We start from the raw sequence: 16,709 nt of genomic DNA, 5'->3' as shown, positions 1-16,709 counted from the left end.
GGATAGGGTGCGATGAGTAACGACATGTACTCGGTTGAGCAGGTGGCGGAGCTGTTGGGGCTGCACGTGCGCACCGTGCGCGGCTACATCCGCGCCGGCCGGTTGCGCGCGGTGCGGATCGGCAAGCAGTACCGCATCGCCCGCGCCGACCTCGACGCGCTGACCGGGCGACCCGCGCCGGGTCCACTCTCCGCGGCGCCGGCGCTGGAGGTGTCGAGCATCCTGCAGGTCGACGGCGTCGACCGGGCCGCGGCCGACCGGCTCGCCACGCTCGTGCTGGCCAGCGCCAACACCAATCACGACCAGACGCGCCCGCTGCGCGTGCAGACCGTTCACGACGAGGAGCGCCACCGCATGAAGATCGTGATCCTGGGCGACGCCGCCGCCACCGCCGACCTGCTGCACCTGATCGACAGCGTGCTGCGCGACAACGGCCTGCTCGCGGGGAAGGTGGCCGGCGATGTCTGACGTCCTGCAGGAGCGGGCCGGCGTGCCGGTACTGGTCTGCGACCCGGCCGGGCCGCCGCTGGCCACCACCGAGGCGGCTCTCGACCTGATCGGGAACGCGTCCTTCGGCGGGGCCGAGGTGGTCGCGCTGCCCGCCGGCCGGCTCGACCCGAGCTTCTTCTCCCTGGGCACCCGCTTCGCGGGGGAGATCATGCAGAAGTTCGTCAACTACCGGTTGCGGCTGGTGGTCGTCGGTGACATCTCCGCCCATCTCGCGGCCAGCGGGGCGCTGCGCGCCCTGGTGGCCGAGTCCAACCGGCACGACCACGTCTGGTTCCTGCCGGATCTGACCGCGCTCGACGCCCGGCTGGCCGGCACGGCCTGATCCCGGATCGCCCGCAGGCTGGCAGCGGGCGCTGGAGCGGGTGGAGGCGGCTGGAGGTGCCCGGGTCCTCCTCGAAGACGACCGGGTCCTCGGTCCCGGCCTCGGCCAGGGCGAGGTCCTGCCGGGCGGTGGACTGCTGGTCGGTCGAGACCCGCTGTTAGACCAGGTTCGCCACCGTGGGGCCCCTTCCGTGCGGAGGATCGGACCCTGTCTGTCGTCAAACCCTGTCAGCAATCACCATCGGATCTGATTGGATTCGCGCCGCCGTGAACCCCCGGATTGCACGGGTTCATTGGACGTGTCAGCCGCCTGTCGGCGAACGTTCGTTTGACGACAGGTAAGGGCTGACCCGGAGCCATCACTTCCTGGGCGGCTGGTAGTTACGTCGGACCTCGTCGACGGGATGCGGTGCGGACCTCCGGTTCCCGCGGTGACACGCCCGTTGCGGCGCTGCCCAGGCGGCGGTCCCGGCGTCAGCGGCCCATCGCCGTCTCGCGGTTCATGCGTGACAGCTTCTCGGGATTGCGGACGGCGTAGAGGCCGGTGATGAGGCCAGCGTCCAGACGGAGGGCCACGACCGTGTCGATCCGGCCGTCGCGGCGGATGATCAGGGCCGGGTGGCCGTTGACCAGGGTCGGGTGCAGCAGGGCGCCGCTGAGCCTGGCCAGGACCTCGGTCACGTCGGCCACGCCCACCACCGGTTCCACGGCGGCCCGGACGACTCCGCCGCCATCCGTCAGGAGGACGACGTCCGGGGCGATCATGTTGAGGAGTCCCGTCAAGTCTCCTGTTTCAACCGCTTGTTGGAAGGCAGCGAGCGCGTCGCGGGTCTGGGACGGGGAGACCGTCTCGCGAGGGCGGCGCGCGGCGACGTGGGCGCGGGCGCGGTGCGCGATCTGACGGACGGCGGTCGGGGTCTTGTCGACGGCCTGCGCGATCTCGTCGTAGTCCAGGTCGAAGACGTCCCGCAGCACGAACACGGCACGCTCGGTCGGCGCGAGGGTCTCCAGTACGAGGAGCATCGCCATGGAGACGCTGTCCGCGAGCTCGACGTCCTCGGCCACGTCGGGCGCGATGAGCAGCGGCTCGGGCAGCCACGGGCCGACGTAGGACTCCTTGCGGCGGCGGAGTGTGCGAAGGCGGGTCAGGGACTGGCGGGTGGTGATGCGGACCAGGAAGGCGCGCGGGTCGCGGACTGTGGCGTGCTCGACGCCCGACCAGCGCAGCCACGTCTCCTGGAGGACGTCCTCCGCGTCGGCCGCCGAGCCCAGCATCTCGTAGGCCACCGTGAACAGCAGATTACGGTGGGAAATGAAGCTATCCGTGGCCGTGGTCGCCCCCGTATCGATACCGGCATCCCTGTCCACCATCGTCAGTTCCCGATTTCTGTCTCGCTACGTGTGGTGCGTGTCGTACACCGGACGCCGCTGGCCTCGGTTCTGTGACAGCCGAGCCCCATGACCCACGTCACATCTGCCCCGTGTCACAGGAGCGCGGCGACCGGCGACTCATGGGCATCAGCCACACGATTCCATGAGTGAGGAAGCCCCGATGGAAACCCGTATGAACCTGTTCGACACCGAGCTCGGCACGAAGGTCGGCAAGCGGATCTACGCCGTCAGCCAGGTCATCCAGGAGTCTCCGCTGCCCAAATCCACCCAGGAGTTGGTGCAGCTGCGAGCCAGCCAGATCAACGGCTGCGGCTTCTGCGTCGACATCCACAGCAAGGACGCCGCCGCGGCCGGCGAGGACGCGGCCCGGCTCAGCCTCGTCGCCGCCTGGCGGCATTCCACCGTGTTCACCGACGCCGAGCGAGCCGCGCTGGCCCTCACCGAGGAAGGCACCCGCATCATCGACGGATATGCAGGGGTCACTGACGAGACCTGGGCCCGGGTGCGCAAGCACTACGACGAGGAGCAGGCTATCGCTCTCGTCTCCCTCGTCGCCATGATCAACGCGACCAACCGGCTCGGCGTGATCCTCAACAACCAGGGTGGATTCTACGTGCCCGGCAACCTGACCACCGTCGCCGGTTGACGCACCGAGACCGGCCCCGATCGAAGGATCGGGGCCGGTCTCGGTCGTGCGGGAGCGGTGGGGAATTAGTCCAGCCCGCCCCCGTCGTCGTCCTCGTCCAGCTCCTGCGTATCCGGGTTGCGCAACGGGCGTAGGGCGCCTGCGGCCGGGGTGGAGGCGGTGAAGCTGTATCGGCCGAGCAGGTTCAGGTTGCGGTGCTTGAGCGGGGACAGGCGGGCGATCTTCTCCTCCTGAAGATCGTGGCTTTCGGCACGAAGCTGGGCGACGGCGGCGTCGACGTACTTCGTCGTCCACAGCACGATGGCGTTGAGGACCAGGCCGAGCGCGCCGAGCTGGTCCTCCATCCCGTCGCGGTACGCCTGGTGGATGGTGCCGCGCTTACCGTGGCACACGTCCCTCGCCAGCTTGTGGCGGGACTCCTGCACGGTGAGCTGCCGGTTCATCTGCCGGCGGTAGGTGTCGTCCACCGGGTCGATGACCCGCAGCAGGTGCTCGGTCTTCGCGATCCGCCCGTACTCCGCGAACGCCGCCCCGAGCGGCGTCGGGCGCCCGTCGCGGCCGAACAGGATCTTGAACAGGCCGAACACCATGTCGGAGTACGAGGCGTTGTCGGTCGTCACCATCTCCGGCTTCACCCCGCCGTCCAGGTTCAGCAGCGCGTCCAGGATGTGCAGAGAGTCAGATCGCGTTCGACGTCGTCCAGAAAGAAGAACCGCTCCAGCTCGGGGCGGGTCGGCTCCTCGGCGAACTTCCCGCGAACCCCAGCGGAGCCCTCAGACGGTGTGCTAGCCAAGCATGCTCAGCGCCAACCGCTGTACCGATGTTCCCCGAGGCCGTGGAACGCGCGGGTGGCGGGGCGGCCGGATCCGGTCAGGCTGGTGGGCGGCGGCGGTGCGAGCGACTGGTGTCGGCGGGCCGGCCGGGGTCGACGTGCCGGGGACGGTCGGGTTCGTCGGGGCGTAGCGGGACCAGCGCGTCGGTGATCCCGTCGATGATCCGGTCGGTGGCACGCCGGGCCGCGCCGGGCGTACCCGAGCCCAGCCCGGCGAGGTCGATCGGGTCGCCGAAGTGCACCCGGATGACCGGACGACGTACGAACGCTCGGGCCAGGGCGCGCAGCAGGCCTTTCGGCGTCCGGTACGGCAGCACCTCGTGCGAGCCCCACTGGGCCACCGGTATCACCGGGGCCCCGCAGGCGAACGCGAGCCGGGCCGCGCCGGTCTTGCCCCGCTCGGGCCACATGCCGGGGTCCAGGCCGATACGCCCCTCCGGATAGACCAGCACCACGGAACCGGCGGCGACCGCCGCGGCGGCGTCCTCGAGCGCCCGGCCGACAGCGGCCGTGCCCCGGTCGACGCGGATGTGTCCGGCGCGGCGCATCAGGGCGCCGATCACCGGTGCGCGGAACAGCCCACCGGTGGCCATGATCCGGGGGGCGACTCTCCTGACCTGGCAGACGGCGGTGAGCACGATCGGGTCGAACGGGCTGATGTGGTTGGCGGCGAGGATCAGCGGGCCGCCGCGCAGCGCCTCGGGGACCTCCCCGCTGACCTCGAGGCGGGCCACGGAAGCGACGACGCCACGGGCGATCAGCTGGGCGGTACGCCAGATCGCGGGTGGCTGCCAGGCGGCGCGGGCGGTGTCCATCAGCGGTGAATGCTCCCACGCGCCCGGGTGACCCGGCGGGCCCGGGGCCGAACGGCCGGGGTGATCAGGGTCATCGGTCCCGGGGCGATTCGGGACCGCCGCCCCTGCAGATTTCGCTACGACGCGAAGTAGTATTTACTACGTCTCGTAGTATCAACAGCTGGGGGTTCCAGGTGGACGCGTTGGACGTCGCCCGCTGGCAGTTCGGTGTCACCACCGTCTACCACTTCCTCTTCGTGCCGTTGACCATCGGTCTGTCCGTGCTGGTCGCCATCCTGCAGACGATGTGGCACCGCACCGGCAACGAGCGCTACCTCAAGCTCACGAAGTTCTACGGAAAGCTCTTCCTGATCAACTTCGCGATGGGTGTGGTCACCGGCATCGTCCAGGAGTTCCAGTTCGGCATGAACTGGAGCGACTACTCGCGGTTCGTCGGCGACGTCTTCGGCGCGCCCCTCGCCATCGAGGCGCTGGTCGCCTTCTTCCTCGAATCCACCTTCCTCGGACTGTGGATCTTCGGCTGGGACCGGCTGCCCAAGCGGCTGCACCTAGCCAGCATCTGGGCCGCGGCGATCGGCAGCACCCTGTCCGCGTACTTCATCCTCGCCGCGAACTCGTTCATGCAGAATCCGGTCGGCTACCGGATCAACCCCGACACCGGCCGCGCCGAACTCACCGACTTCGTCGCGCTGCTCACCAACAAGGTCGCCCTGGTCACCTTCCCGCACACCATCGCCAGCGCGTTCCTGGTCGCCGGTTCGCTGCTGGTCGCCGTCGCCCTGTGGCACCTGATCCGCAACCGGGACTCGGCCGACACCCCCACCTACCGGTTCGCCGCCAAGTTCGGCTCCTGGGTCACCCTGATCGCCGCCGGCGCCGTCGTGATCAGCGGCGACATCCAAGGCAAGATCATGACGCAGGTGCAGCCGATGAAGATGGCCGCCGCCGAGGGTCTCTACAACACCGAGAGCCCCGCCTCGTTCTCCGTGCTCACCGTCGGCAGCCTCGACGGCAGCCGGGAAGTGTTCGCCATCAAGATCCCGTACCTGCTGTCGTACCTCGGCACCGGCCACCTCGACGGCACCGTGCGCGGCATCGACGACCTGCAGGCCCAGTACGCCAGCCAGTACGGCGCCGGCAACTACGCCCCGATCATCCCCGTCACCTACTGGAGCTTCCGCTTCATGATCGCCTTCGGGATGGCGGCCGCCGCGATCGCCCTGCTGGTGCTCTGGACGCACCGCAAGGGCCGCACCCCGAGCAGCAAGTGGCTGCTGCGCGCCGGCCTGGTCATGCCGCTGCTGCCGCTGCTCGCGAGCTCCTTCGGCTGGATCTTCACCGAGATGGGCCGCCAGCCGTGGATCGTCTTCGGCGAGATGCTCACCCGCAACGGGGTGTCCCGAAGCGTGTCGCTGACCGAGGTGCTCACCTCGTTCACCGCGTTCACCCTGATCTACGCCACCCTCGCCGTGGTCGAGTTCAAGCTGCTGGTCCGCTACGCCAAGGGCGGCGTGCCCGACCTCACCGAACAGCCCGAGAACGACGACAGCCACGACGACGCCGAGCGACCGCTCGCGTTCGCCTACTGACCTGCGGAGCGCACCGTGGAACTCACGACCATCTGGTTCCTGCTCATCGCCGTGCTCTTCACCGGCTACTTCATCCTGGAGGGCTTCGACTTCGGCGTCGGCATGCTGCTGCCCGTTCTCGGCCGCGACGACCGGGAACGCCGCGTCCTGATCAACACCATCGGCCCGGTCTGGGACGGCAACGAGGTCTGGCTGATCACCGCCGGCGGCGCCATGTTCGCCGCCTTCCCCGAGTGGTACGCCACGATGTTCTCCGGCCTCTACCTGCCGCTGCTGCTGATCCTGCTGGCCCTGATCGCTCGCGGCGTCGCCTTCGAGTACCGGCACAAGCGCCCCGAGCCGTCCTGGAAGCGCCGCTGGGACGCGGCCATCTTCTTCGGCTCACTGGTGCCGGCCGTGCTGTGGGGCGTGGCGTTCGCCAACATCCTGCGCGGCGTACCGCTCGACGCCCAGCACGAGTACGTGGGTGGCCTGCTCGACCTGCTCAACCCGTACGCCCTGCTGGGCGGCGTGACCACCGCCGCGCTCTTCCTCACCCACGGAGCGGTGTTCATCGCGCTGAAGACGGTGGGCGAGGTCCGTGAGCGCGCCGGGAAGCTCGCGGTGCGCGTGGGCGCCGTGACCGCCCTGCTCGCGGTGGCGTTCCTGGCCTGGACCCTGGGCATCCGCTCCAGCACGCTCGCCGTCGCGCTCGCCGCCGCCGCGGCGGTCGCGCTGATCGCCGGTCTCGCCGCTGCCCGGGCACGGCGGGAGGGCTGGGCGTTCACCGGCACCGCGGCGGCGATCGGCCTGGCCGTGGCGACCCTGTTCGCGGCGCTGTTCCCCAACGTGCTGCCCTCGACGCTGGACGCGGCCGGCACGCTGACCGCCACCAACGCCGCCTCCACCCCGTACACCCTGAAGATCATGAGCTGGATCGCGGTGGTGTTCACCCCGATCGTGCTCGCCTACCAGGGCTGGACGTACTGGGTGTTCCGCAAGCGCATCGGCGTGGCGCACATCCCGCAGCACTGACCACCGCCGGCCCGCCCGTTCCCCGGGGCGGGCCGGCGGTTCATCCGGCTAAGGTGAGCCGGTGACCGGTGAACCATGGACGCGTCTGCTCGGCAGCGCGACGCCGGTCATCGGCGCCCCGATGGCCGGGGGAGCCAGCACACCGGCCCTCGTACGGGCCGTCACCGCGGCCGGTGGCTTCGGCTTCCTGCCCGCCGGCTACCGCAGCGCCGAGGCGGTCGCCGCCGACCTGGCCGGCCTGGAGGCCACCGGCACGCCGTTCGGCGTGAACCTGTTCGTGCCCGGGCCACCCGGCATCGACGAGACCACCTTCCGCGCGTACGCCCGGCGGATCGCCGCCGAGGGTGAGCCGTACGGCCTCGACCTGGCCGGCGCGCCGCTGACGCACGACGACGACCACTGGTCCGACAAGATCGACCTGCTGGTGCGGCATCCGGTGCCGGTGGTCAGCTTCACGTTCGGGCTGCCCGACGCGGCGGCGCTCGCCGCGCTGCGCCGCGCCGGCACGCGGACGCTGGTCACCGTCACCTCGGTGGCCGAGGCGCTCGCCGCCCGCGACCTCGGCGTCGACGGGCTCATCGCGCAGGGCACCGAGGCCGGCGGGCACAGCGGTGTCCACGACCCCCACCAGCCGGCGTCGCCGGCGTCCACCCGTCCGCTGGTACGCGACGTGGTGGCTGCCGCCGGCCTGCCGGTCCTCGCCGCGGGTGGAGTGGCCGGTCCCGGCGACGTGCGGGACCTGATCGCGGCCGGCGCCACCGGGGTGGTGGTGGGCACCCTGCTGCTACGCACCGACGAGAGCGGCGCGAACCGGACCCACCGCGATGCCCTGGCCGACCCGGCACGCACCACCACCGTCATCACCCGCGCCTTCACCGGCCGGCCCGCCCGGGGACTACGCAACACGTTCATCGACCGGCACGAACCGGCCGCGCCGCTCGGCTATCCCGAGCTGCACCATCTGACCCGTGACATGCGCGCCGCAGCCGCCGCGGCCGGTCACCCGGACCGGGTGCATCTGTGGGCCGGCACCGGCTACCGGCACGCGCGTACCGGCTCCGCCGCGGCCGTGGTCGAGGGGTTGACCGCCGCCCTCTGAACGCCTCCGACCGCACCGGCCACCCATATGACCGGCTCGGCTTGCCCGAGGGCGGGGTGATCCCGCGTCTCAGGCAAGCCGAGCCGATGATGCCGTGCGCGCGCAGGTGCGTCCGCGCCTCGCGGGACGCTCGTCAGCGCGTCTCGTCCGCGCTCTGCTCCGTGCCCGCCTCGCGCAGCTCCGCCAGCCGGGACTCGATCTCCGCCAGCTCGGCGCGCAGCTTCTCCGCCTGCTGCTCCGCCTCGGCCCGCTCGGCCGAGAGGATCTGCTCCACCGCCTCGTGCACCCCCGGCACGTCGACCAGCGCCACCATTCGCAACGCCTCCGCCGGCTTCACCACGTACGGCTTCGCCAGCGCCTTGCTGCCCTGCTGCGCCGCGACCGTCCACTCGCCGTCGGCGTAGGCCAGCGTCACGGTCAACCCGGCCGGAGCCTTCGGCTTCGTCGCCTTCGCCGCCCGGCGTGCCGGCTTGGCCGCCTCGACCGTCTCCACCTTCGACTCCTCACGCGGCGCCGGTCGCGGCGCCGGCACCTGGTCCAGAACGAACTCCGGCTCCGCCGGCGCCACGACCGGCTCCGGCTGCGGCTCCGGCTCGGCCGCCTTACGCCCCGCGCCTCTCGGCGCCACCGCCACGTCGGTGGGGGAGAAGGGCAGCTCGTCACGCCCGAACCGGACGACGACGAACTCGTCGGACTCGGCCGGATCGGTCAGCTCCACCACCTGACCGATCTGTCCGGCGATCTGTCCCGCCGCGGCGGTGAACACCACCTTCGGCTTGCGGCCTGCGGCCAACGCCTCCCGGAAGGTGCGCACGTCGTCTTCGGACAACCCCTGGCCAGCGGCACCCATCAGCAACCTCTCCCGTACACCTGTTTGATTCCTGTCTTGATACCAGCCGGCTGTGACAGCGCTGACGGCGGACCACCCGCCGGCGTCCGCCGCGGTCCACCCTCCCGCCCTCAGCATTCTCCACTGTGGACCATCGAGGGGCCGGGTCGGCGACCGGTACCCCCTGTGGCACGCGGCGCGGGCGAAGTCTGGCTGATCAGCCCCAGACGGCGGCCACCTCGCCAGCGACCACGTCCGCCTGCGCCCGACCGGCTCGCGCCGCTCCGGCCCTGCGCCCCGGATCCAGCACGTTACGCCCGATCGCGGCCCGCGACGCCGCGTCCGGCGACACCACGACCACCCGCGCCCCCTGCGCCCGCAGCGCCGTCACCTGCGCCGCCAGGCGCGGCATCGGCCCGAACGCCGCCGTCGTCGGCGCCAGCACCACCACCTGCTGCGCTCCGCCCGCCAGGTCCGCGTTCACCGGTGAACGCATCCCACCATCGACGTACCGCCGGTCGCCGATCGTCACGGGCGGCCACACCCCGGGCACCGCACAACTCGCGCCCACCGCGTCCACCAGCGACACCCCGGAGTCGGCGTCGAAGACCACGAACTCACCCGAGTGGGCGTCCACCGCCGTCACCAGCAGCCGGCGCCGCGGCCACTCCCGCACCGGCAGGCGTGCCTCGATCACCGCCCGCCTCGACTCCTCCGAGGGGGTACGCGCAGCCAACGCCATCGCCCCGATCCGCGCCCGCGCCCGCACCGCGTCGCGGGTGCGAGCACCGGCCCACGCCAGCCGCAGCACCGCCACCGGTCCGAACCGCGCCGCCACTTCACTCCGCGACGGCCGAAGCTGCGCCGCGTACGACTCCTGCACCGGCCGGCCTGAGCGCAACTGCGCGCCCACCACCGAACCCGCCGAGGTGCCCACCACGAGATCCGCCTCGGCCAACGGCACACCGTGCTGCGTCAACCCGGCCAGCAGCCCCCACTCCCAGGCCACCCCGGTCACGCCGCCACCGCCCAGCACCAACGCCCGCGTCATGTGATCTTCCCCTCCGTGCCGCCCCGTGCCCGTCACGGTAGCGTCGAGCGCACCAGCTCCAGCAGGGGAGAACGTTGAACCAGGTCACTGTCATCACCGGCGGCAGCCGCGGTATCGGTGCCGCCACCGCCCGGCGACTCGCCAACACCGGCCACGACGTCGCCTTCGCCTACCTGCGCGACCACGACGCCGCGGCGTCCGTCGTCGCCGACATCCAGGCGGCCGGCCGTCGAGGCGTCGCCGTGCCCGCCGACACCACCGACCCCGACCAGGTCACCGCCCTGTTCGACGCCGCGGCCGAGCTCGGCGAGATCACCGGTCTGGTCAACAACGCCGGCGTGACCAGCCCGATCGGCCCCTTCGTCGACCTCGACCCCGCCGACCTGCGGCGCGTCGTCGACGTCAACCTCATCGGCTACGTGCTCTGCGCCCAGCAGGCGGCCCGCCGGATGAGCGCCGGCGCCGCCATCGTCAACGTCTCCTCCGCCGCGGCCACCCTCGGCAGCCCCGGCGAATACATCCACTACGCGGCGGTCAAGGCCGCCACCGACACCCTCACCCTCGGGTTGGCCAAGGAACTCGCCGCCCGCGGGATCCGCGTCAACGGTGTCGCCCCCGGGATCATCCGCACCGACATCCACGCCGTGTCCGGTGTGCCCGACCGCCCCGACAGCGCCGCCGGCCGCATCCCACTGGGCCGTGCCGGTGAACCCGACGAGGTCGCCACCGCCATCGCCTGGCTGCTCGGCCCCGAAGCCTCGTACACCACCGGCACGGTGCTGCGCGTCGCCGGCGGCCTCTGACCCCGCCCACCAGTACGCGGGCGGCCCGGGACGTGAAGCCCCGGACCGCCCGCAGCACGGTCAACTCGTGAACAACTTCGCTGCCGTGATCACCGTCTGGGCCACTCCGTAGCCGAGCAGCACCGACACCACCAGCCAGGAGATCCACAACCGGGCCTGCTGCCCGCGCGGGCCGACCTCGTTCATCGCGCGCCGCTCCTCTCCGCCATCGTCTCGGTGTCCGAATCCGGGCCGGCCGTCGGGGGTTCGTGGAACCGCTGCGGCACCGGTCGGACCAGCAGGTTGGCGATGAACCCCACGGCCAGCACCCCCACCATCGTGAACAGCGCCGGCCGGTACGCCGCGGCCGTCAACGTGCCCGGCTCACCCTGCGCGTCGAGGAACCCGTTGACGATCAGCGGACCGGCGATCCCCGCCGCCGACCACGCGGTGAGCAGCCGGCCGTGGATCGCGCCCACCTGGAACGTGCCGAACAGGTCCCGCAGGTACGCCGGCACGGTGGCGAACCCACCGCCGTAGAAGGACAGGATCACGCACGCCAGCAGCACGAACAACGCCGTCGACGCGTGCCCCACCACCGCCAGCAGCGCGTACAGCACCATGCCCACACCCAGGTACAACAGGTAGATCGGCCGCCGGCCGATCACGTCCGACGTGGACGACCACACGAACCGGCCCGCCATGTTGAACAGCGACAGCAGGCCCACGAAGCCGCCCGCGGCGGCCACCGACACCGACGAGACCCCGCCGTCGCGGAAGAAGTCCTGGATCATCGGGCTCGCCTGTTCGAGGATCCCGATACCGGCGGTCACGTTGCAGAACAACACCACCCACAGCAGCCAGAACGACCGGGTCCTCACCGCGTTCGCCGCGGACACGTTCGCCGTGGTCACCAGCGGCTTCGCCGCCACCCGGGCCGGGTCGAACCCGGCCGGGCGCCAGTCCGTCGCCGGCACCCGCACGTTGAACACCCCGAACATCATGATCAGGAAATAGCCGACGCCCAGCGTGACGAACAACCACACCAGCGCGCTCCCGGACGCCGTCGAGCCCGCGTTCGACGGGTCGTACCCGCCGTCGTAGAACGACAGCAACTGGCGGGACAGAGGAGAGGCCACCATCGCCCCGCCACCGAACCCCATGATCGCCAGGCCGGTCGCCAGTCCGGGCCGGTCCGGGAACCACTTGATCAACGTGGACACGGGGGAGATGTAACCGATGCCCAGCCCGATGCCGCCCAGCAGCCCGTACCCCAGGTACAGCAGCCACAACTGCCGCGTCCCGATACCCAGCGCACCGACCAGGAAGCCGGCCGCCCAGAAACACGCCGACACGAACATCGCCTTGCGTGGCCCGGTCGCCTCCACCCACGTACCCGCCACCGCGGCCGACAGGCCCAGCATCACGATGGCGATGCTGAAGATGACGCCGATCGCCGTCTGGCTGGTGTCGAAGTGCGCAATGAGCGAGTTCTTGTACACGCTTGTCGCGTAGACCTGCCCGATACAGAGATGGATCGCGAGCGCCGCCGGTGGTATCAGCCAACGGCTGTAACCCGGCGGCGCGACGGTGTGCCGACGATCAAGTGCGGAAAGCATGCGCTTCCTTCCCGGAACATGACGAAAGATGTTCCGTCCTTCATCCACCCGGCGGCCGTCGCGACCAAACCCGTCCCGCGCCGGATGGTCGAAACCCTGAGCCGAACGGTCACCGCCGACCGTCCACCGTGCACGGACTGGACGGCCACGGACCCCGATGCCATCGTGGCGGGGGCACCACGGGGTGCCCCCGCCACGATGCCTAGGCGTCGACCGTCGCCCGGCTGGAGCCGGCGGGCGCCACGTCCGCCGCGCCCAAGGCATGCCCCACCGCCACCGCCCGCTCCGGCGGCCGCGGCGTCACCAGACTGACCAGCACCGTCACCACGAAGTTGACGGCCATGGCGATCAGCCCCGGCTCCCAGGCCGGCAGGTGCGTCGCCCACACGTCCTTGGCAAACGGTGCGAGCAACGCCACGAACCCGACCACGATCCCGGCCAGCACGCCCACCGCCGTCGTCCGCCGCCACAGGAACCCGAGGAAGACCGCCGGTGCGAGCATCCCGATCGCCGAGTACGCGTACAACAGGATGTCCACCAACGAACCGCTCTGCCCGACCGTCAACCACACCGCGACCGCCCCGAACCCGACCATCGACACCCGGGAGACCAACAACGCCGACCGCTCGCTGAGCGACTTCCGCAACGGCCCGACCACGTTACGGGTGAACAGCGACCCCGAGGTCAGCAGCAGCACCGAACCGGGAGCCAGCGCCAGCAGGAAACCCGTCCCGGCGACCAGGCCGATCACCCACCCCGGATACCGGTCTGTGACGAACTGCAGCAGGGCCGCGTTCATATTGCCGTCCGCCGGCTGCGTCCCCGCCAGCAGCGCGGCGAAGCCCAGCAGGATGATGAAGAAGTACGCCAGCGAGTACAGCGGCTGCCACACGGCGTTGCGCCGGATCGCCTGCCCGCTCTTCGCCGCGTACGACATCTGGAACAGATGCGGGAACACCCAGTTCCCCAGCGCCACGTTCAACGCCGAGGTCATCAACCAGATCGGCCCCGTCGGCGACGCCGGGTCCACCCCGGGCAGCTTCCCGATGCCCGGGTGTGCCTCCTCGGCGAGCCGGAACACGTCGAACACCGACGCCGCACCCACCTTCCCGGCCACCGTCGCCGCCAGCAGCACCACCACGACGACCATGAGCACGTCCTTCACCGCGGCGGCGAACGCGGCCGACCGCAGGCCGGCCAGGTAGACGAAGGCGAGCATCACCACCGCCGCGATGATCACCGCGGCCGTCGTCGACAGCGACCCGCCCAGCGCCAGCTGCACGATCAGGCTCAGACTCACCAGCTGGATCTGCACGTACACGATCAACGCGGCGATGCCGACCAGGCCGGCGACCACACCCAGCCACGGCGCGCCGAACCGGGCCGCGAAGAAGTCCGCCTGCGTGATCAGCCCCTTCTTCCGCCCCGCACGCCACACCTTCGGCATCAACCAGTAGCCGATCGCGTAGCTCAACGACACCGAACAGAACGCCAGGTACGCCGGCGCGCCGAGCGCCCACGCGTAACCGGAGATCCCCAGCACCGCGAACGTCGTGTACACCTCACCGGCGTTGATGAACCAGAACAGCAGCGTGCCGAGACGCCGCCCGCCGACCGCCCACTCCGTGACGGTCGCCCGCCGGGTCGCCCGCCGCCCGTACCCGACGGCGCCCAGCGCCGTACCCAGCACGATCACCAGCGCGATCACGAGCGTCATGCCCGCTCACCCGCCCCCGGCTCGGTCGCCGCCGCGAACCGCCGCTCCTCATCGTCGACACCGGCCGCCCGGTCCAGCCGGAAGACCACCGCGATGACGACCGTAGTCGCCACGATGCCGAGCATCTGCCACAACATCAGGAACGGAATGTGCAGCGGCGCGACGTCCACGTCGTTCACCACGGGCACCAGCGCCACCTGCCACAGGAACGGGATCACGAGCAACCATCGGTGAGCCGTCGATCGGCGCGCCGGGGCTTGCTCGGGGGGATCGAGCGATGCCATGACTCTCCTGCCAGTCGGAGCGGCGGAACGGCCGCCGCCACCCGCTCGTGCAGTACGGCTACACGATGAGGCGCGACGCTAGGCCGACCACACCACCACGTCAAGACCCTTATTCCGCCGTTGACGCGGCGGCACATCACCCCCTACCGTCCAGGACACCCATGCAGTCTCACTGCATGCCACTGCGAAAACAGGGGAGAGATGCGTCGGTGATCGGCGAGCGCCTGCACGAACTGCGGACCGCCCGCAACCTGAGCCTGCGCGCGCTGGCTGAGCAGGCCGGCGTCTCACCCACCCTGCTCAGCCAGATCGAGCGGGGCGTCACCGAGCCGAGCCTGACGACCCTCCGCCGGCTGGCCACCGTCTTCGGCGAGTCCGTCGCGTCGCTCTTCGCCGACCCCGCCGCCCCCTCCGTCTGGATCAGCCGGCCCGGCGCACGCACCACCCTCGGCGCGCCGAACGGGCAGATCCGCTACGAGCGGCTCACCCCCGGGAACGGGCAGCTCGAGGTGCTGCACGCGACCCTCCGACCCGGCGAGGTCTCCAGCACGGATCTGTGGAGCCACCCGTCGCTCGAATGCGCGTACGTCGTCACCGGCACCCTCACCGTCGACGTCGGCCGCACCAGCCACACCGTCGTCGCGGGGGAGAGCATCACGCTGGACTCCCACCAACCGCACCGCTACCGCAACACCTCCGACACGCCCACCGAGATCGTGCTCGCCATCAACCCGCCCACCCCCTGACCGCCGGCACCACAGAAGGGAACTGACATGGCACAGGTCGAGCGCGACAGCGCGCCCGACGGCGACATGGAGCTCTACGACCTGCGCGTCCAGGTGGACCGGATCGACGGCCGCTCCGTGTGCGGCATGCGCGTGGGCGACTACTTCGAGCTCACCGACAGCGCCCACCTGCGGCTGCCCGAAGGCCGGCACTTCTGCGTGTACGCCCTGGCGTCCGTCCTGCCGTTCCTCGCCGCCAAACAGCGGGACCTGGCCACCGGAGACTGGCTCGCCCGGGACTCGCTGTTCGCCTGCCCCGACCCGGAGGAGCGGCTGATCATGCGGGTGGAACGCACCTGCCGGCGTCGTATGAACTCCGCCGACCTGACCTGAGAACGGCCGAGGAGACCCATGAGCCCGGTAGAGTTCGGCCTCGGCCTGCAGAGCGACAAGCAGGCCGGCCAGTACGCACGACTCGCCCGCCGCGCGGAACACGCCGGCTTCGACGTGCTGACCGTCTTCAGCGACCTGATGTATCAGCCACCGATCTTCCCGCTGCTGGAGATGGCCGCCGCCACCGAACGCGCCCGCCTCGGCGCCGCCTGCCTGAACCCGTACTCCATGGCCCCGTACGAGATCGCCGGGCAGGTGGCCGCGCTCGACCTGGCCTCACGCGGCCGCGCCTACCTCGGGCTGGCCCGTGGCACCTGGCTCGGCGCGGTCGGCATCGACCAGCCCCGGCCGCTGACCGCCCTGCACGAAACCGCCCAGATCGTCTATCGGCTGCTGAGCGGCGACACCGGGGGCTTCGCGGGAAAGATGTTCCGACTGGCGCCGGACACCGCCCTGCGCTACCACGTGCACCGCCCCGACCCGCCACTGCTCATCGGCGCGTGGGGCCCCAGAGGCGCCGCGCTCGCCGGCCGGATCGCCGACGAGATCAAGGTCGGCGGCAGCGCGAATCCCGCCATGGTCCCGGTGATCCGTGACCGGCTCCGCGTCGGCGCCGAGCAGGCCGGCCGGGACGTCGACGAGGTGGGCATCGTGTTCGGCGCGGTCACCGTCGTGGACACCGACGGCGCCGCCGCCCGCGCGCGGGCGCGCACCGAGGTCGCGATGTACCTCGCTGTCGTCGCCGAACTCGACGCCACCGTGGAACTCCCGTCCGACCTGCTGAAGCGGGTGCGGACCCTCGTCGACGCCGGCGACCACGACGCCGCCGGCCGCCTCGTGCCCGACGACGTGCTGGACCTGTTCGCGTTCTCCGGCACGCCCGACCAGGTGGCGGCGCAGGCTCAGGCACTCGTCGACACCGGGGTACGCCGGGTCGAGTTCGGCACCCCGCACGGGCTCGACGACGAGCGCGGGGTCGACCTGCTCGGCACAGCCGTGCTGCCGCAGCTGCGCCGATGACCGGCTGCCTCGACCGTCCGGCGAAGAGCCGATCATCGCCGGACGGTCGCTGCGGCGGGCCGAACGGTCGC

The 16,709-nt window shown here is 71.1% G+C and carries 18 protein-coding genes and 1 pseudogene; 10 read left to right on the top strand and 9 right to left on the bottom strand.

Annotation, left to right across the window (positions count from 1 at the left end):
- Positions 1 to 12: 12 nt before the first annotated feature.
- Together BXA10_RS19125 and BXA10_RS19120 are read left to right on the top strand one after the other, a co-directional pair.
- A complete protein-coding gene (locus BXA10_RS19125) occupies positions 13 to 468 on the top strand; it encodes a helix-turn-helix domain-containing protein (RefSeq protein WP_245828312.1) in 456 nt (151 codons plus the stop codon).
- Positions 461 to 832, top strand: coding sequence for a DUF4180 domain-containing protein (locus BXA10_RS19120; protein ID WP_076471771.1), 372 nt, complete (start codon positions 461 to 463; stop codon positions 830 to 832). The genes BXA10_RS19125 and BXA10_RS19120 overlap by 8 nt, the downstream gene beginning before the upstream one ends.
- Positions 833 to 1,305: 473 nt before the next feature.
- Here BXA10_RS19120 and BXA10_RS19110 read toward each other — a convergent pair whose 3' ends face one another.
- Entirely contained in the window at positions 1,306 to 2,202 is an 897-nt protein-coding gene (locus BXA10_RS19110) for an RNA polymerase sigma-70 factor (RefSeq protein ID WP_076471770.1), read from the bottom strand.
- A gap of 181 nt (positions 2,203 to 2,383) precedes the next feature.
- Here BXA10_RS19110 and BXA10_RS19105 point away from each other — a divergent pair, with 181 nt between their 5' ends.
- A complete protein-coding gene (locus BXA10_RS19105; RefSeq protein ID WP_076471769.1) occupies positions 2,384 to 2,869 on the top strand; it encodes a carboxymuconolactone decarboxylase family protein in 486 nt (161 codons plus the stop codon).
- Between the two features lie 65 nt (positions 2,870 to 2,934).
- Here the strand turns inward: BXA10_RS19105 and BXA10_RS19100 are convergent.
- Both BXA10_RS19100 and BXA10_RS19095 read right to left on the bottom strand, forming a co-directional pair.
- A pseudogene (locus BXA10_RS19100) lies at positions 2,935 to 3,588 on the bottom strand (Tn3 family transposase); the annotation flags it as partial.
- Between the two features lie 151 nt (positions 3,589 to 3,739).
- Positions 3,740 to 4,516 carry a lysophospholipid acyltransferase family protein gene (locus tag BXA10_RS19095; RefSeq protein WP_076471767.1) on the bottom strand — a complete coding sequence of 259 codons (777 nt, stop codon included), beginning with the start codon at positions 4,514 to 4,516 and terminating at the stop codon, positions 3,740 to 3,742.
- Between the two features lie 173 nt (positions 4,517 to 4,689).
- On the opposite strand from BXA10_RS19095, the gene BXA10_RS19090 reads away from it, so the two are divergent.
- The 3 genes from BXA10_RS19090 (at position 4,690) to BXA10_RS19080 (ending at position 8,218) form a co-directional block, all read left to right on the top strand.
- Positions 4,690 to 6,105: a cytochrome ubiquinol oxidase subunit I gene (locus BXA10_RS19090; RefSeq protein ID WP_076471766.1), complete on the top strand. Its 1,416-nt coding sequence runs from the start codon at positions 4,690 to 4,692 to the stop codon at positions 6,103 to 6,105.
- A gap of 15 nt (positions 6,106 to 6,120) precedes the next feature.
- Positions 6,121 to 7,119, top strand: coding sequence for a cytochrome d ubiquinol oxidase subunit II (gene cydB, locus BXA10_RS19085; RefSeq protein WP_076471765.1), 999 nt, complete (start codon positions 6,121 to 6,123; stop codon positions 7,117 to 7,119).
- 61 nt (positions 7,120 to 7,180) lie between these two features.
- A complete protein-coding gene (locus tag BXA10_RS19080; RefSeq protein WP_245828311.1) occupies positions 7,181 to 8,218 on the top strand; it encodes an NAD(P)H-dependent flavin oxidoreductase in 1,038 nt (345 codons plus the stop codon).
- 133 nt (positions 8,219 to 8,351) lie between these two features.
- Here the strand turns inward: BXA10_RS19080 and BXA10_RS19075 are convergent, their stop codons facing one another.
- Both BXA10_RS19075 and BXA10_RS19070 read right to left on the bottom strand, forming a co-directional pair.
- A complete protein-coding gene (locus tag BXA10_RS19075) occupies positions 8,352 to 9,068 on the bottom strand; it encodes a hypothetical protein (RefSeq protein WP_076471764.1) in 717 nt (238 codons plus the stop codon).
- 196 nt (positions 9,069 to 9,264) lie between these two features.
- A complete protein-coding gene (locus BXA10_RS19070) occupies positions 9,265 to 10,098 on the bottom strand; it encodes a patatin-like phospholipase family protein (protein WP_076471763.1) in 834 nt (277 codons plus the stop codon).
- 74 nt (positions 10,099 to 10,172) lie between these two features.
- Here BXA10_RS19070 and BXA10_RS19065 point away from each other — a divergent pair, with 74 nt between their 5' ends.
- Positions 10,173 to 10,901 (top strand): SDR family NAD(P)-dependent oxidoreductase, encoded by a 729-nt coding sequence (locus BXA10_RS19065; RefSeq protein ID WP_076471762.1) that lies wholly within the window; start codon positions 10,173 to 10,175, stop codon positions 10,899 to 10,901.
- Between the two features lie 60 nt (positions 10,902 to 10,961).
- Here the strand turns inward: BXA10_RS19065 and BXA10_RS32460 are convergent, their stop codons facing one another.
- From BXA10_RS32460 to BXA10_RS19050, 4 genes are all read right to left on the bottom strand, one after another.
- Positions 10,962 to 11,087 carry an MFS transporter small subunit gene (locus BXA10_RS32460; RefSeq protein WP_281251438.1) on the bottom strand — a complete coding sequence of 42 codons (126 nt, stop codon included), beginning with the start codon at positions 11,085 to 11,087 and terminating at the stop codon, positions 10,962 to 10,964.
- Positions 11,084 to 12,499, bottom strand: a complete 1,416-nt coding sequence (locus BXA10_RS19060; protein ID WP_076471761.1) for an OFA family MFS transporter — start codon at positions 12,497 to 12,499, stop codon at positions 11,084 to 11,086. The genes BXA10_RS32460 and BXA10_RS19060 overlap by 4 nt, the downstream gene beginning before the upstream one ends.
- Before the next feature lie 202 nt (positions 12,500 to 12,701).
- Positions 12,702 to 14,216, bottom strand: a complete 1,515-nt coding sequence (locus tag BXA10_RS19055) for a sodium:solute symporter family protein (RefSeq protein WP_076471760.1) — start codon at positions 14,214 to 14,216, stop codon at positions 12,702 to 12,704.
- Positions 14,213 to 14,434: a DUF3311 domain-containing protein gene (locus BXA10_RS19050; protein ID WP_217696806.1), complete on the bottom strand. Its 222-nt coding sequence runs from the start codon at positions 14,432 to 14,434 to the stop codon at positions 14,213 to 14,215. Before BXA10_RS19050 ends, BXA10_RS19055 begins: the two co-directional genes overlap by 4 nt.
- A gap of 275 nt (positions 14,435 to 14,709) precedes the next feature.
- On the opposite strand from BXA10_RS19050, the gene BXA10_RS19045 reads away from it, so the two are divergent.
- The 3 genes from BXA10_RS19045 to BXA10_RS19035 are packed head-to-tail and all read left to right on the top strand — an operon-like array spanning position 14,710 to position 16,638.
- The gene (locus BXA10_RS19045; protein WP_076471758.1) at positions 14,710 to 15,246 is read left to right on the top strand and encodes a helix-turn-helix domain-containing protein; all 537 of its coding nucleotides are present in this window, start codon (positions 14,710 to 14,712) and stop codon (positions 15,244 to 15,246) included.
- 27 nt (positions 15,247 to 15,273) lie between these two features.
- A complete protein-coding gene (locus BXA10_RS19040; RefSeq protein WP_076471757.1) occupies positions 15,274 to 15,618 on the top strand; it encodes a TIGR04076 family protein in 345 nt (114 codons plus the stop codon).
- Positions 15,619 to 15,636: 18 nt separating this feature from the next.
- Entirely contained in the window at positions 15,637 to 16,638 is a 1,002-nt protein-coding gene (locus tag BXA10_RS19035; RefSeq protein WP_076471756.1) for an LLM class flavin-dependent oxidoreductase, read from the top strand.
- The last annotated feature ends 71 nt before the right edge of the window (positions 16,639 to 16,709 follow it).

The sequence above is a fragment of the Micromonospora avicenniae genome (assembly GCF_900156065.1).
Classification (GTDB): Bacteria; Actinomycetota; Actinomycetes; order Mycobacteriales; family Micromonosporaceae; genus Micromonospora; species Micromonospora avicenniae.
The sequence above is the reverse complement of the archived record's forward strand: the minus strand, read 5'-3'. Positions and strand labels throughout refer to the sequence as shown.